General features: G+C 39.8%; 13 protein-coding genes. 4 read left to right on the top strand and 9 right to left on the bottom strand.

Features of this window, described 5'->3' with window-relative positions; genetic code table 11:
• The first annotated feature begins 389 nt into the window (after nucleotides 1-389).
• The 4 genes from NYE58_RS27380 to NYE58_RS27365 all read left to right on the top strand — a co-directional run bounded on the left by NYE58_RS27380 (nucleotide 390) and on the right by NYE58_RS27365 (nucleotide 6,611).
• The gene (locus NYE58_RS27380; protein ID WP_341003535.1) at nucleotides 390-1,475 is read left to right on the top strand and encodes a hypothetical protein; all 1,086 of its coding nucleotides are present in this window, start codon (nucleotides 390-392) and stop codon (nucleotides 1,473-1,475) included.
• A 311-nt stretch (nucleotides 1,476-1,786) separates the two neighbouring features.
• Entirely contained in the window at nucleotides 1,787-3,784 is a 1,998-nt protein-coding gene (locus NYE58_RS27375; RefSeq protein ID WP_341003533.1) for an AAA family ATPase, read from the top strand.
• 108 nt (nucleotides 3,785-3,892) lie between these two features.
• Nucleotides 3,893-5,647, top strand: coding sequence for an ATP-dependent helicase (locus NYE58_RS27370; protein ID WP_341003532.1), 1,755 nt, complete (start codon nucleotides 3,893-3,895; stop codon nucleotides 5,645-5,647).
• Between the two features lie 220 nt (nucleotides 5,648-5,867).
• Nucleotides 5,868-6,611 (top strand): phospholipase D-like domain-containing protein, encoded by a 744-nt coding sequence (locus NYE58_RS27365; protein ID WP_341003531.1) that lies wholly within the window; start codon nucleotides 5,868-5,870, stop codon nucleotides 6,609-6,611.
• Nucleotides 6,612-6,736: 125 nt separating this feature from the next.
• Here NYE58_RS27365 and NYE58_RS27360 read toward each other — a convergent pair whose 3' ends face one another.
• The 9 genes from NYE58_RS27360 to NYE58_RS27320 all read right to left on the bottom strand — a co-directional run bounded on the left by NYE58_RS27360 (nucleotide 6,737) and on the right by NYE58_RS27320 (nucleotide 15,574).
• Complete coding sequence (locus NYE58_RS27360) at nucleotides 6,737-7,753, bottom strand: hypothetical protein (protein WP_341003530.1); 1,017 nt, start codon at nucleotides 7,751-7,753, stop codon at nucleotides 6,737-6,739.
• 96 nt (nucleotides 7,754-7,849) lie between these two features.
• The gene (locus NYE58_RS27355) at nucleotides 7,850-9,664 is read right to left on the bottom strand and encodes a VirB4 family type IV secretion system protein (protein WP_341003529.1); all 1,815 of its coding nucleotides are present in this window, start codon (nucleotides 9,662-9,664) and stop codon (nucleotides 7,850-7,852) included.
• Between the two features lie 13 nt (nucleotides 9,665-9,677).
• Nucleotides 9,678-10,499, bottom strand: a complete 822-nt coding sequence (locus tag NYE58_RS27350; protein ID WP_341003528.1) for a C39 family peptidase — start codon at nucleotides 10,497-10,499, stop codon at nucleotides 9,678-9,680.
• Nucleotides 10,500-10,502: 3 nt separating this feature from the next.
• Nucleotides 10,503-11,174, bottom strand: coding sequence for a hypothetical protein (locus NYE58_RS27345; RefSeq protein WP_341003527.1), 672 nt, complete (start codon nucleotides 11,172-11,174; stop codon nucleotides 10,503-10,505).
• A gap of 18 nt (nucleotides 11,175-11,192) precedes the next feature.
• Nucleotides 11,193-12,938, bottom strand: a complete 1,746-nt coding sequence (locus NYE58_RS27340) for a hypothetical protein (protein ID WP_341003526.1) — start codon at nucleotides 12,936-12,938, stop codon at nucleotides 11,193-11,195.
• 85 nt (nucleotides 12,939-13,023) lie between these two features.
• Nucleotides 13,024-13,605, bottom strand: a complete 582-nt coding sequence (locus NYE58_RS27335; RefSeq protein WP_341003525.1) for a DUF6550 family protein — start codon at nucleotides 13,603-13,605, stop codon at nucleotides 13,024-13,026.
• 130 nt (nucleotides 13,606-13,735) lie between these two features.
• The gene (locus NYE58_RS27330) at nucleotides 13,736-14,278 is read right to left on the bottom strand and encodes a hypothetical protein (RefSeq protein ID WP_341003524.1); all 543 of its coding nucleotides are present in this window, start codon (nucleotides 14,276-14,278) and stop codon (nucleotides 13,736-13,738) included.
• Nucleotides 14,275-14,688 (bottom strand): DUF4320 family protein, encoded by a 414-nt coding sequence (locus NYE58_RS27325; protein WP_341003523.1) that lies wholly within the window; start codon nucleotides 14,686-14,688, stop codon nucleotides 14,275-14,277. Before NYE58_RS27325 ends, NYE58_RS27330 begins: the two co-directional genes overlap by 4 nt.
• Nucleotides 14,689-14,701: 13 nt before the next feature.
• Complete coding sequence (locus NYE58_RS27320; protein WP_341003522.1) at nucleotides 14,702-15,574, bottom strand: secretion protein F; 873 nt, start codon at nucleotides 15,572-15,574, stop codon at nucleotides 14,702-14,704.
• Nucleotides 15,575-15,582 lie beyond the last annotated feature (8 nt).

Raw genomic sequence — 15,582 nt, 5'->3', positions numbered from 1 at the left:
GAAATAACCAGTCGCCGATAGAATTCTGGCTACTATTGCTTAAACTTGCAAGTTGTTTTAAATCCCTGTCTCGCAAATAGGAGGCAGTACCCTTAGATTTAGGTTTTTGTTGAATATTTAATAAGGCGAATGCTTGATATAAAACTCTACAGTTATGTGTGATTTCACACACTTATGAGTTGGAAGAAATGAGAGATTGAATTACCACAAAAGCTCAAGATTAAGGAATAGCGCATATGAAAGGTTATGCGCTGTTTGTCATGTGAGAGCAAAGGTATTCATTTTTAATACGTTAATTTAGCTAATTTAATAAGGCTGTGATAATATAGGTTCTGGATACATACATTTTAAGGGGAATAAACGTTATTATTACCTGGGGGTAGTCAAACTTGTTTAAGTTGAATAAGCTACATGGACGTTTGATTGGGAAGGTTAAGAATAAAGAAAACGTTACTAAATCTGCGCTCGCTTCGTTAAGAATAGCTCATAAATCATATTTTAAAACTTATCAGGTAGCCTCTGAGAAAGGCATAGTTAAAAATATGTATGTCGATGAAGACGATGCCTTCTATGAATTTTCTATGGAACGCATTGATTCATTCTGTGACAATACAGACTATCAAGAAGTGTATCTACAATGCATATTTCATTTTCACCATTTTTTCGAGCTTTTATTGAAGGATGTATTGGCTAGTGTGCATCCAAAACTAGCATATAAGGTGAAGCTAGATGGTGATAACTCTACTTTAATTTTGGATATACTCTTGAACAAGAATTCACAAGACTTAACAAAAGACAATACTGCAGAATTTATGACATCACTAAATCGAGTAATAAGCTTAATGAAACTTAATGATGGTAGTATACCTATAGTATCAAAGATCATTAGCGAAAATAAGCAAACCCTAGTTGACTTAAATCAGTTAAGAAATAGGGTTTGGCATAAGGGATTATATGTCCTGCGAATTAATGAGTTGGATCAGTTTATTTCTCAAAATGTACTACCTTTAGTGTCGAGATGTATAAAAGTAAGTAATTACAATAACTTAGAATCTTATTGGAAGTATAGAAAAGCTCCATTAGACCCAATAAACGAAATAATAAGATCAGGACGAGATCGAATTAATTATAAGCGTATTGCTTTTTTTAAAGCATATGGACTTGCGTGCTACACAATACCTGCCTGGAGTTTAGACTTTGATCAGGTAGAAGAAAGAGCTAATGCAATTGTAAATGCTATTAATGATATGGATGTTGTTACTTGCTTTGTTTGTGGCAAGGAAACACTTCTTGTTAGTAATGAAACTGACTTTGATACTGACGGAGAGGGAGCACCTTTAAGTATTTGGGTCAAGTCAATTGCTGCAGAATGCTTAAATTGTTCGATAAAAATATTTCCAGACGTTGGAGAGCCTAACTCTCATGGTGTCGAGCGTGATGGAATATGGAAATTCGAGGATGTTCTAGAAGAATGAAAGTTGTGAATTATTTTAATGTTGTAAAATAACATGTATACGACTTGATTGAGTAACAACAGGTAAAAAAATAAATCTATTGAGCAATCAACGAAATTGAAATTATTATTGAGATCAATTTTAAGAGATACTAACAATTAAGAAACCCGGGCTATAGCCATGGGTTTCTTCTTTTTTTTGTGTGAAAATAAACTCCCCTCTTTCTGTAAGATCTAATGACGTATAACCTATATAGTAGTTTGAATACATGGTATAATTTTGAAATAATGTGGCTTGAAGATTCGACGTAATTTAGTAAATCGGAGGTTATTATGCATATATCAAGCTTGAAAATTCGGAACTTTCGGAACTTTAAAAGGGCATCCTTTGTTTTCAAAGATGGAGTAAATACAATAATAGGAGCTAATGGATCAGGTAAAACGAATGCCTTATATGCATTAAGAATTATAATTGACGAAAATTTACCAAGATCTTCAACGAATCTTCTAGATACAGATTTTAATCGCTCCCTAGTAAATTGGCGTGGTCATTGGATCGTTATAAGTCTCTATTTTGAAAACCTATCAGACGAAGACTCGTCTCAAGCTCTAGTCTTTCAAGGAACCCATACTGTTGAAAATAGTGGATCATTAAATCTATACTTTAGACCGAAGTATGAAGTACGGAAGAAGCTATACGACATGACGGAGGAGTGGGCAGATGACGAAGAATTTGTAAACTATCTTTCTTCATTGAAGATTAATAATTATGAGTCGGTTTTGTTTGGTAAGGGCTCAGCTGACTTTTGTGATGATGAGATATATAAAGCATTAGTTGGGGATTTTACTAATTTTAGTTTTCCTAATCCCGATGAGGAAGATAGCGTTTTACTCGGAATACCAGCAAACCAACTAATCTTTAAAAATGATTTTGCTTGTACTTATGCCAAAGCACTGAGAGATGTTATTGGGGATTTGAAAAATCCAAGAACTTCACCATTACTCAGATTATTAAGCAATCTTAATATTGATGAATCAAGTACGGAAGCAGTCAGTAGTACTATTAGAGAATTGAACCTGCACATAACAAATTTGCGTGAAATTAAAGAATTGGCAGTTGGAGTATCTCAGTCATTGCATAAGACCGTGGGACATACATATGCACCTCGAATAGAGATTAACTCTAATTTGTCGGACGATTTCAAACAAACTTTAAAGGCATTGAATATTCGAGCGGGTGAAATAATTGGTGAGGACTATATTGGTGATTTAAACGAGATGAGTCTTGGTGGCGCAAATTTACTCTACCTAGCATTAAAACTTGAGGAATACAGTAAGCTTGACAATGATCAGAATAAAGCGGCACACTTTCTGTTAATTGAAGAGCCCGAAGCACATTTGCATAATCATATTCAAAAGACTTTGTTTCAAAAATATCAATATCATGAAAATACCCAAATAATATTGACCACCCATTCAAGCCATATTTCTTCATCCAGTTCTTTGAACTCTGTAAACATCGTTTATCTTCAGGATAATTGCTGTGAAGTATCCCAACCTAGTACGGGACTAAGCACTAATGAGGTAAGAAAGATAGAACGCTATCTTGATGCTACGAGATCGACGCTGTTATTTGCAAAATCTGTGATACTTGTAGAAGGTGATGCTGAACTTATACTTATTCCAGAAATGGTGAAGAAGGTCTTTGGAATAACATTGGATGAGATTGGAATTAGTATCATTAATGTTGGTAGTACCCAATTTACTAATATAGCATGCTTGTTCTCAGAAGAAAGAATTAGAAGAAAATGCGCTATCGTTACCGACAATGATCTCTCGATAGTACCACTAGATGATGATAATTATGCAGATAAAGCCTTTCAAAAAAAGTGCGGAGATTCTCAAATAGCTGGAGAACAACGAAAACAAAAGTTGGATGAGTATTGTGTAGGTAATGACTATCTTTCAGTCTTTTATGCTCCCACTACTTTTGAAGTTGAATTAATAAAAGTAGGAAATGAAGATCTCATTGAGAATGTGATTCGAAATGATATATACCAGCGTATTGTAGATCAAAATAATGCTGTGGAAAAGATTAGGAATCGAGATATCAGCATTTATGGAAAAGAAATATTACGCTTAGCCAAAATGGAGGGGAAGGGCTGGCTGGCCCTGGCAATTGCAGCGCGTTTAGATGAGGATACTATTATTCCCGATTATTTACTTAATGCAATAGCATTTGCTGCCTCAATAGATACAAGACATATACTCTCAATAATTCAATACCATTTGGGTAATACTGGTTACAGAAGCTTAATTAGATTATGTTGAGCTGTTGTACGGAACAAACCCTACTGCTGCTAATATTGTTAACTCCTTCTGCCAACTGAATCAAGAAAGTATTATTACAAAATTTATACTTCTAAGGGGGCAAAATTATTGAAGCTCCTTAATTCGCTAAATACTGAACAGAAAGAGGTTGTTGAATTTAATGATCATATATTGGTCACTGCATGTCCAGGTAGTGGGAAAACACGAACGCTTGTTGCAAAGTTGGTTTATGAAGGAAATAAGCTTAAGAAAAATCAAAAAGTTGCAGCTATTACGTATACAAACCTAGCGGCTGAAGAGATTGAGCATAGATTAGAGGCTAATTGCATTGATGATCAATTTTATTGGGGAGGCACAATCCATTCTTTTTGTACACAATGGATATTGAAGCCATTTTCTCATCTTATTGAAGAGTTAAGGTATGGATATTCCTTCATAGATGAAGAAGATGCAGAAGAAATTATTGATAGTATTAAGGATACTATGAGTTTGGGCTGGATTAATTACAGCACTCGTCGTAATGCAAATGGTGAATTTACAAACCTAAATGAAGAAAATGATGTACTTCTCCGTGAGTATGATCGTAAGCTGAAAATTGAACGTTTTGTTGACTTTGATTTGATTTTGTATTATTCATATAAATTATTGAGGGATAATTTCTCTATAGCCAAAAATTTATCCACTATTTTTAAATGGTTACTAGTAGATGAATATCAAGATACACAAGAATTACAATATCAAATAATTGGTGAACTCATTAAAGCCAGCCGAAATCAAACTAAGTTATTAATTGTTGGCGATCCCAATCAGAGTATTTATCAAACACTTGGAGGGGTAGCGAAAACACATCAAGAAATAGAAGAATGCATTGGTGGCTATCATATACATGAAAAAAATTTAATTGGTAACTACAGGTCAACTCAGCAAATCGTAGATATATATAGTAATTTTCAGATATATGGGGAGAGGATTGAAGCAAAGGGAGATAATAAAGATCACATTTCACAAATCACATACAACAATATAGTATCGGTTGGTGATCTAGCTAATTTCATCAAAGAAATGTTATATGATCTACATAATAATAAGGGTATTCCATTTAAGGATATAGCCGTAATTGCTCCTCAATGGATACCGCTAATAAATATGGCAAGAGCAATTAAACAAATAGCGCCTGAAATTCCTTTAGATGCTGTTGGCTTGTCTCCTTTGTGTAGAGATGAGAATAATATTTTTTCTCATCTTTCTAAGCTATTTTTATCTACTCCTGCACCAGACAAAGTAATACAACGCATAAAGTGGGCTAAATACTTTTGGGAATTAATTATAGTGAAAATTCCCGAGATTGCTAATATTGAAATTGGTCCACAAAAAATATTGAAGATATGCAATTCATTTACCACTAGCACTGTACTTGGAATAGATTATTTAAAGGAAGCATTTGTATACTTTTTTAGTAAGGTGAATGTAAATATTAATATGTTTCAAGTTTTAATGTTGGAGCTAGAACAATTTGAAAAAAAATGTTTGATTAAGCAAAGAAGAATTGGATTAGGAGATTCTATATCAGTATATAAAAATGGGTTTGCTAAAACAGGAGGGGTAACTTTTATTACTTCACACAAATGTAAAGGACTTGAGTATGATACAGTAATAGGTTTTTGTCTTTTATGGGGTTACCTTCCTCATTGGAATAACATATTCTCCCATGAAATTGATGAAAATGAAATTTCGAAAAAACTACTTTATGTTGTATCATCAAGGGCTAGAAATAATTTGATTTTAATAGCGGAATCAGGAAGAAACACAAATAGAGGAACACCGTATAATGCAAATCGTCACTTAGCACAAGTATTTAATTAAAGAGGATTGAAGAAAGTCGGATAAAACCTACACAATAAAAAATTAATCAAAATCAAAAGTTTATACAAGTTGCTACTTGAAATAAGGCCAAAATTGAGGATGAACTATGGCCTTATTTTGTTTATTTTTATAATATGTCTATTTGGAGCTTTATGCAGATTTAATGGTTTGATATTCCATATGGTAAAATAGAAATGCAAAAAAAAGTTGGAGGGGCGCTATGGAAGAACAAACTTTTTTGAGAACAATGCTTGAAATGGTAAAATATGATGATCATTATAAAAGTAAAAGGGATGAATTACTTGGCATTTTAAGACATTCTATAATTTCATATCGGAAAACAAGTGAATTTACAAGAGTTCCTAATCAGCGCAAAGAGTACATAGACCTACGAGTTCCGGTTCCTTTACTAAAAACTGCAAATGAATTAAAAGCTGAATTTGAAAAATTGGCTGGAATTGTATACATCGATACAGAAGAATATTCACTATGGGGATTATTCATTAAGCCAAAACCAGTAGAATTAATTGATGTAGAGTCAATTAAAGAACATGATGCCATCTTCGACGAAATAAAGGATACAATTGTTCAAGGTATTCGAAATGCAAAATATACAATTTGGGTTGCTGTAGCCTGGTTTACTGACAAAGAGATCTTCAGCGAATTACTACTTAGAAAAAATGCTGGTGTTCAAATTAGAATCATTACTTCAGATGAAGAAAGCAATAGATTTTTAATGGGGAAATTAGTAGCAAATTTTGAAACAATTAAGGTTCCCTTAAACGGTAAGAACAGACTTCATGATAAATTCTGTATTATTGATTTTGAATTTGTTATGCATGGATCTTATAATTGGAGCAATAATGCAAGGGAAAACGACGAGACTTTAGCTACTGCATTGGATAGGGATTTCGTAAGGAAATTCGCAGACGAATTTATGAGATTATATTTAGAAAATAAATAATAGTTTTTTAAACTAAAAATAGCCAGATGTGAATGGGTGTAGTTATTGAGAATCTGGTTTGAATGTAAGTTGGGCAGGTAATCTTTGCTTTGCCCAACTTTTTTAATGGATTATTTTTTCAAGATTTATAATACTGCTATGATATAAGCTGAAAGCAATTTTCGATGTAAAGCATTATTGGTAAAAGAATTGAATAAGTTGTTTGAAGATTCTCCAAAGCAAATTAAAGGATCAATTGTTTCAAGCATGTACGGTTTTAAATCATTTGGAACAAACAATCCAAGCGACTGTATAGTTAAATTCCTGCATCGTTCTATGACTCGATAAAATCGAGCTAAATCATAAGGCATTGCAGACCCGCATAAAATCCGAATATCTGCTGCAGAAAAACTCTCCTGAATCTGTTCGCTAAGCACTCCACAATCCATCACAATGATGTTGTAATCCCGGTTCAATTCTTCTGTCATATAAAGATCATTGCCTTCTAACTTATATGCATTTCCTGTTTTCTCTGGTTCATATAAATGAATAATATGGGCTAAATGGTTGTTTGTATTAGCCTCTACATAACAGGCCGTTCCACCGTGTTCATTAATCCAGGATACCAAGTTCATTGCCGTTATTGTAGTTCCAACGCGTCGATCACTACCTGCGACAGCCACTCTTAGATTGGTGCAGGCAAAATGATATTTTATATGCTCGGGGAGAGGGGGAGTATATATTTGTTCTTCTTTTATCTCAGGAGGTGCTTCGGGTTTAAACCGCTGCATGCCGTGAGCTGAAAAGCACTCTTTTAACTCTTCTTGGAGTTGCTCAATTTCTGTACCCGTTACAATCTCAAAAATTCCAATTTGAATTAGCTGTTGAACCAAAGGGCTGCCGGCCGGCAGCCCCTCATCTATAATGACAATGTGCATCGCATAAATCGTTTGATATGAAAGCAGTGCTTGAATTAAGTCCTCGTCGGATTCATTTATTGCCATTCGATCTATTACAACAAAGCTGGCATGAGAAAAATTCCGCATATCCTTCACCACAAAAGACAGGAGGTTAAAGCTTCCAGTTAATCTTTTGATGGGAAGCTCCTGCTCCAAAAAATCCAGTAAATTGACGTGAGCCTCGCTTGTTAGATATAAGATCATAGGTTACCCCTCATTTCAGCAGTAAGAGACTGACTCCAACGATGACCAGACCGATGTAAAAGAATAGCTCTATAATCTGTTTGTGTTTTTTCATCATTAACGCCCTCCCGCAGATCCCATATAAGAAAACTTATAATTGGGAATCTCAAAATGGGCATGGATACGTTTAGAGCCAATCATAAGAAGAGCATGTTCACGCTTCTTACTGGCGAGAAGTTCTTCTTCGGCATCTGTTAGATTATACAAATCTTTAGTCTCCTGAAGGTTCTTTCCATCTGTGCCCATCAAGATCTTAATGCAAGGTATATCCAGCAAAGCTTGCCCATACATCTTGATTTCTGGAGCAAGAAAATCAACAACACTGTGGGAGACGATGGCTAGTGCGGCTTCATATTTCCGGGCACGCTTTTCGACATTACGAAGGAATACCAAGCTTTGAGGAACTTTTAGGTCGATCATTAAATAGGTCTCGTCACAGATCAGTAAAACTCGTTCTGTGCGATCCTGAGACATCTGCTCCCAGCACCAAGAGAGTAGATTAAAATATTGGGTGCGCTTAATGTTGTCACTGGTGTTTTGGAGGGAGTGTGTATCTAGGCAAATGCAGCGGCTATGGGTTTGGATGGTGCTGTGACCATTCCAGAGGAAAGAATCTCCGCCATTTGCGATGTCAAAGAGGAGGAGTGCTAGCTCTTTATAAACCTCATCACCCAAGGTTCGTTCTTTCAGTTGAATGAGATGGTGTAAATCACTGAAGGTGGGAAAATCAGCGCTGTTAAGTGTCTTAATATCGGTCGTCCAGGTAATGTGGAATTGGTAATACAGTTCAATTAAGCATTGTTTGAGAACAGCGAGCTGCATCATATTCAAATCGGGAAGATATAGATTGAAGAAAATCTCCGAATTTTTAAGATGCAGCGCCATGTCGGACATTCCGTTTCCTTCATCTTTGTAGAGGGGATGTTCTTCTCCATCTTCGTCACGCGGAGCTGGCCGGATCTGTAGCGGATTAATCTTGCCAAGAGATCCACCACCGGCATTAATCCAATCCCCGCCTAACTGCAGACAAAGCTCTTTGTACTCCGATTCCGGATCAATAAAAATAACCTTGGTGCCCTTCATATATTCGCTAAGTGCCACATGCTTAACTGCAGTGGACTTACCGACTCCAGCCACACCCATCACAACAATGTTGGAGTTGGTGCGATCGCCACCACGTTTCCATGGATCAATAATGATAAGCCCACCGCTAGAATCTTTAGCCAGGTAATAGCCGGTGCCATCGTTAAATCCGCTGCTGGCAAACGGAAATCCGCCGACAAAGGTGCTCATGGGCATAATTTTGTTCAAGATGTTTTCTATGGTGTCTTGTGCCGGATACATGGGGGATAGCTGCCGTAGACTTTCTTTTTGCAGATGGGCCAACGTGCGTATTTTACAGCGCATCAAGCTGAAGGTATTCTCAATCCTTCGGCAGGTCCGGGTAAACAGCTTATCATCATTGGCAAAGGGCATCACGAGGACGTTCATGAGCCCTACAGTTTCCCCGTTTTGGTCGATTTGAAACATGATGGATTCCCCGTCTGATGCTGCTTTTTCAGCGCGTTGTCGAGTGAGTGGGTCTTTTGCATTATCCGCTGCACTCCGATTTTGGGTGATGGATTTGGAGATGGAGGAGATAAGAGCGCTATTGTCGATGGGCTGGAACCCTATAGAAATCATGGTGGAGGGTAAGTTAGTGAGAGTAGATAGCCAGCCTATATTAGCTTTTGGCGGGTATTGAATGACACCGTACATCTTCGCAACTTGCTCTCCAATGACCAGACTGTTACGTGAAAACTCCAAGCCCATAGGGGTTATCACATTTAACAGGGAAGCATTCACGTTCGCCTCTTTTAGTTCATTCCGCATTGGCTGTCCTCCCTTAATCAATAATCCAGAATGGGCCACCTGCAGCAGCATTCTTCCTGGCTTCATTCAAGATGATTGAGAAATCCCACACTTGTTCGCTGCGTTTACGGCTGGCCGGATCGGCAACCAAAATTTTGCCCTCTGAAGTGACACCTCGCAGCACCATAAAATGTCCTGATGAAGTAAAGTGGCCTTTGCCCATAATGGCGATTACTAGCTTTCCTTGTGCTAAGGCACCCGTGACCTTTTGTGCTTCATTGATAGAAGCTCCAATTACAGTGAGACCAAAATGTTTAGCGCCATCGGGAATCAAGCTGTGATAGCTGCCGACGCCTTCAGCTAAGTAGCCATTTTCGTAAGCCCATTTCGACATCGTTACGGGATCGATGCTCTTTCCGGTCAAAGTTGAAACAACGATGGACAATGAGGTTGGCCCGCAACCAGCTACGCCAATGGTGTCATGAGGGCCATAGGGCATATCCGCCCATCGTTTATCGAGTTGATTGAAGTAAACAACCTCCCGACTTCCATCTTGAAAAGTGACGCCTTCGTATTGCTGTCCCAGACTTTCTTGATAGCCATCGTCTGAGGCCTGGAGTGTCTGAGTGTATCCAAAGTCCATTCTCAGTTCATCAACGACCGGAGTTTCTTTGGTGCTCATTATGAGTTTGAGCGATTCAATAGGAGAGGTGAGGATCTGAAGTACCAGAGAGACGAGGAGTATAAAAGCAATGATAGGAGCCACGATAAGGATCGTTATCCGTTTACGAGATTCTTCATCGGCTGCAATTCTCGCGGAAAGTTTGAGCAGTAGTTTAGCTGTAGCGGGATCCAAGATTTAGACCTCCTTTAACAAGGGAATGCATGTGCTGAAATCCGGGTCTTCTAAATGAATGAAAGAAGGGTTGTTCACTAAATTGCACAACTGAACAATTTCATGTTGCTTTAATACATGGGCTTGGACTTGTCCGTCTTCAAAATGCTGAACAAGCTGTTTTGCTTTCTCCAATAAATCCCGTTCCCCATTTGCTTGTTGCTGCCATAGAATTAAATAGAATTGTCTTTCGACCACTTCTCCGGATAAAGCCAGCGTGTTCATTTCTGCGATTTCTTGTCGTAAAAGCTCTTTTTGCTTGGGATCTGCAGTAGGGATGACATTGACCAGTTCGGAGATGAGAGGTGAAATGTCTACGGGGCGGCTAACCGCTAAGAATTTGAAGGGGAATCGGATAGAGGATAACTCGGCGGTAAGTTTATTGATGAGCAGCTTTTTTTCAGAGCTACTGAGTAAATCCAGGCTGACCGGTAATATGCGAAGATAGCAGAGCAGCCAGCCATCTCGTGTATACAGAAACTGGTCCCGGATATCTTGGACATTTACGAATTGCTGGGCGGTTTGTTCACTTAAATTAGTGGGGTGCTTGGAGCCAGGCTTACTTGTTTTCAAGTAAACTAAAACAGCTCCTCCACCGATAAGGCAGAGGAGCAACATGACAATAGGGAGCAGCATCGATGCAGCACCGTCTTTCTATTTAGGATTCTCCGGGGCAATGTGCCAATCTGAGAATAAATTTCCGGAGATGGTGACAAAACTTTGTAGTTGGACCGTAAGCATTCCGTCAGGTGTCCACGCATCTAGAATTCGAGTGAGAGGCTTATAATGACCGTCAGGGAACCAAATAGGAGTAAAATGTACACGGCTTTGGTAAGTGGAATATACGTTAGGCTTAAGCCAAAAGCTGGCGTTATATCCGGAGGATTTTATATCATGCAATCGCCAGTATTTTTGATAGGCAAATTCGGGGAAATAGGAAACAGCGTGTTGTACTCCTGTGATGTGATTGCTTGGAGCGTTAGAAGAAAGAGCGGTATTGGTGTTTATTTCAATTCCGTATCCAGATTTCATTTGGTTGGCGGTGAGAGAAGGGGACTTTGAATCAGGTAGGAGAGATTGCACTGCGGAGAGAGTGGCTATATAGCTTGTACGCGTATAGTCCCACCATCCATCATCCCGCCAATGTCCATTATCTTGCCAGTAGCCGGTGTTTTTACCCGTGGTGTACCATTGCCAGTTAGTTATCCAAACCCAATACGTATGCCAGTTGGCAGACCATATTCCCCAAGATGCTGACGTTCGATTAGCGTAAGCCGGAATGCTGGGTGGAACATAGCCAGGATTTTGATCTGTTGCTTTAGGGTCAGGCGGTGCATTTTGGCTTAAATCGACAATGGAGGCGAGGATCGTATTTTCGCTGAGCCAACCGCTGGAAGTTGAAATGTGAATGGTAACGTTTTGGGGTGTACTCGGGGTTCTCCATTTTACCCAAACGACTTGGCTATCTCCAGCAGGAATAACGATGTTCGTTACTGTGTAACTGCTACCCATTATGTTGAAGGTGACACTGGCCGGAGTATTCGGGGTTATCTGAGTCCCAGTGGTAAGGTGAACGGAAGTGATGACATCAGTGTCGGTACGATACTGTAGATTGGTTTCGACGGAAGGAGGAGTATTCGGCGAGTCTTTGAAGCGTACAATCCCAAGTCCTAGGGAGCTGATAATTTGATCGTTGCTCACGCGGCTGGTTGCCGGACCATCCCAGGCAGGAAAGCCAAGATCAGGAGTTTCTAGGAAGAGTGATAGGGGAAGATTTTGATGTGTCAGGCTGACCATTTTGGAGCGTAATCCACCACTAAGGATTTGATCATATAAGGCAGCTTCATGTGCAGTCATAGCCATTTTTACACCTTGAAATGTAATGTAGGCAATAGGTTCAATGAGTAGTTTGTATTTTCCATTCGTTAGTGTTTCGTAATCAACATGAGTGGCTTCAGCGATATAGCGTACGACTAATTCATCAGTAAAGTAGGCTTTGATTTCCTCTAAGGTAGCCTGACCTCGGTAGGATTTAATCAATAACGGCAGTGCCTTTTGAGGATGGAACGATACATAACCTCCATTAACTGGAGCAAGCACGTGACCACTTCGATAATGTATTTTGCTATATTTTCCAAAGTGAATAAGGGAGTTAGGGGGAGTTTTGTTAGTTAAGTCAATGGAAACAGAAATTGGAGTTTGATCGCTGTCCTGAATGATGGTAATGCGAACTCCTTCATCATTCGTGTTCCAATAATTCTGTCCAGAACCGCTTCCCATGCCGCCGCCACCATTATCTATATTTCCTTCACCGCTTCCATCAGCATAACTAATGGAGCATGAGAGTGAGATAAGAAAGAGTATTGTGAAAATTACAGTTAGCCAACGATATTTTTTCATCGTGTCCTCCTTGTCTAGTAAATAGAAAAGAAGCGTGCATCATAGCGGCACGCTTCCTTCTGATATGTCTTTATATTTAATTGACTTAATCCATTGAACCAACTTTATTGCCGGTTAATTCGTCACCTTCATTACCAACGTCAATTTCTTGATTAGGCCCATTATCATCTACCCAGCCAAACCCAGGAACATAAACTTGCCCTTTATCATTCTTATCTCCTGCTTTCGGAGTTGTTGCTGTCTCCTTGTTTGGTTCTGTTTGCTTTTCCTCATACTTAGGAGGGGCCGCAGAGGATGTTACTTTTTCAGGTTCCTTCACTTTAGGCTTTGGCGGTTCTGTAGGTTTAGAAGTTGCCTTCGGTTTTGAGATAGGTACCTCCATCTTGGTCACTTCTTTTTCAGGCTGGAGGATAGGGGCTTCGGAAGGTGTGGCCTGGGGACTAATTTCGGGGGCAACAATTGGCGATGAACTTGGTAGTTCCGAAGGAACGATAGGACTTGGTGTTACCTCAGGTATTTCTATTGTAGGAAGGGGTGAATTCACTGAAACCGTATCTGTAAGAGAAGATACATTCGTATTATCTGGATGAGAAGCTCCGCTCCACAAGTACACTCCGATGGACGCTACGACGATAACGCTGGCTATTAGCCAAACTCTTTTCTTCAAGATGTACATCTCCTTTATTAGAATAGATCGATATAAAAGGGAAAGATACTATCTCTAGTTTACTGTATAAAAATGTAAATTCCAATAGAAACGGTGTATTAACTTTTTATTGTATTTGTGAAGCTAAGCTTTACTTACTAAACCGAGGGCGGTAAACGGCTTGAATCGGTAAATCCGCCTTCATAGAGGGTAAATGTCCCCAACCAAAAGATAGTGGAACTTCGAGATGAATAACGGCCTGAGCAGTAAATTGCTGGGCGCTCTCAGTAGAGGCAGGAGCAAAGGGAGGGTTTTGTATCGTAACCTGTAGATCGGATAAAGTGTACTCGACCTGCCCTCCTGTCCGTTTTACATAATCATTTCCCTCTTGAGCTAACTCTAGAGTTGCTACAAGCCGAGTGTAGATGTCTCCTGAAGAAACTTTTATTGTCCACCCACTCGATGAACGAATATATCCCCCCGAGTAGCTTTGTCGAAGACTAGGATAGACATTGCTGTAGTTTTCAGTTGCAACAGAAATAATGGCACTTTGCATTGCATCACGTACTCCAGAAGCAATGATGCTGAGCCGCAAGTACTCATAAACGGCGCAAGAAATTATTAGCACTGCTAATACGGCAGCTACAGTCAGAGGGATTCCACTACCGGAACGATCTTTCCAAAGAGGCTTCACTTCCAGTACACCTCGCTTTTACCGGTGCCTTTCGCGGTCAGTTCAATCGGGAAAGAGCCGAAGTCGCCGAACAAACCGATATTAACCGTTGTTCTTAGCGTCACTGTGACCTCTTGATTGAGCTGAATCTGCCCTGTCTTATTCCAGGAGATGGTAGGGTGTAAGCCGGTCTGCGACTGAAGCTCTGTTGCCCGCTGCGTGGTTTCCGGTCCGACTCTACCGGACATCTCCACCTCACGCGCCAGTTCTGCTGCGAAGGTATCCAGTTGATACTTTGTTACAAATACGGGGACAACTTTGACCACTAGTGCGACGCAGAGCATGACAGCCATGACCAATACGACAACATCTACATATCCCTCGCCGCGTTTATTGGTGAGGACCTTCATGGCCAGCCTCCTATTACACAAGATGAACGCACGATTAAAACAGAGTACCGACTGCCTTCATAATTTCCATGCCCAAAATGACGGCATACATCAGCATGAAGCAAATCAGCATCCAAAGAGAATATTTTCGGATTTTGCCAGGGCGTTTCATGGCTGCGAGTTTCAGGCGCTGAATTTCCATGAGTTTGAAATCATGGGCAAGTATATCGAAGTAGACGGTTCCATGATCCCCGCGCATGACGGCAAGGAGCCCACGTACGACATCAGACAGCATGGAGCTTCCTAGACGAGATTCCAGCCGCAAAAGAGCTGTTTCCTGGTTACCGCTCTTCATATCAGCTACCGTCATGTTCAGCTCATGTTCTAAGCTGCCGCCAGCATTTTTACTGTATAACTCCAATATGCGGAGTACATCGCGGGAGGCTTTAAGCTCCTGAGCAATGGTGGCGACAAAACGGGGAAGTTCCACTTCGATCTGCTCCCTTTTCTTGCGGACAATCTCTTCTGCCTGTCGTGATTCCTTGAAGAACACCGCAATCGCTAGAATCAGAAATACTGGAAATAGTAAGGGGAGAAGTGGAAGGATTAAGAATCCGGCGCAGAAGATTAAACCCGCCTTGACGATTGCTCCAGCTAAATAAGCTTCCGGTGTGGTTGAGATCCCGGCTGAACGTAAGGTTGCTGCCGTTTTTCGTCTGTAATAATCGCCAAGTTTTAGCTTGCCAGCCAGCCAAATGGACAAACGAAAAACGGTGCTTTGCAAAATCGAACCTTTGGCTTTTCCGATTTTGGCAACCTGGAGGATCGCGCGAGTAGATGCAAGTGTGGGAAGTCTAATCCAGTCTGCTACAAGAAAATAAGTTCCAGCGGCCAACAGAAGTTGGAAGCCAATCAGTATGCTTGTCATAGATAACC

Source organism: Paenibacillus sp. FSL L8-0708, from assembly GCF_038009325.1.
Lineage (GTDB): Bacteria > Bacillota > Bacilli > Paenibacillales > Paenibacillaceae > Paenibacillus_AQ > Paenibacillus_AQ odorifer.
Note: the sequence above shows the minus strand (reverse complement) of the source record. Positions and strands in the feature narration are given on the sequence as shown.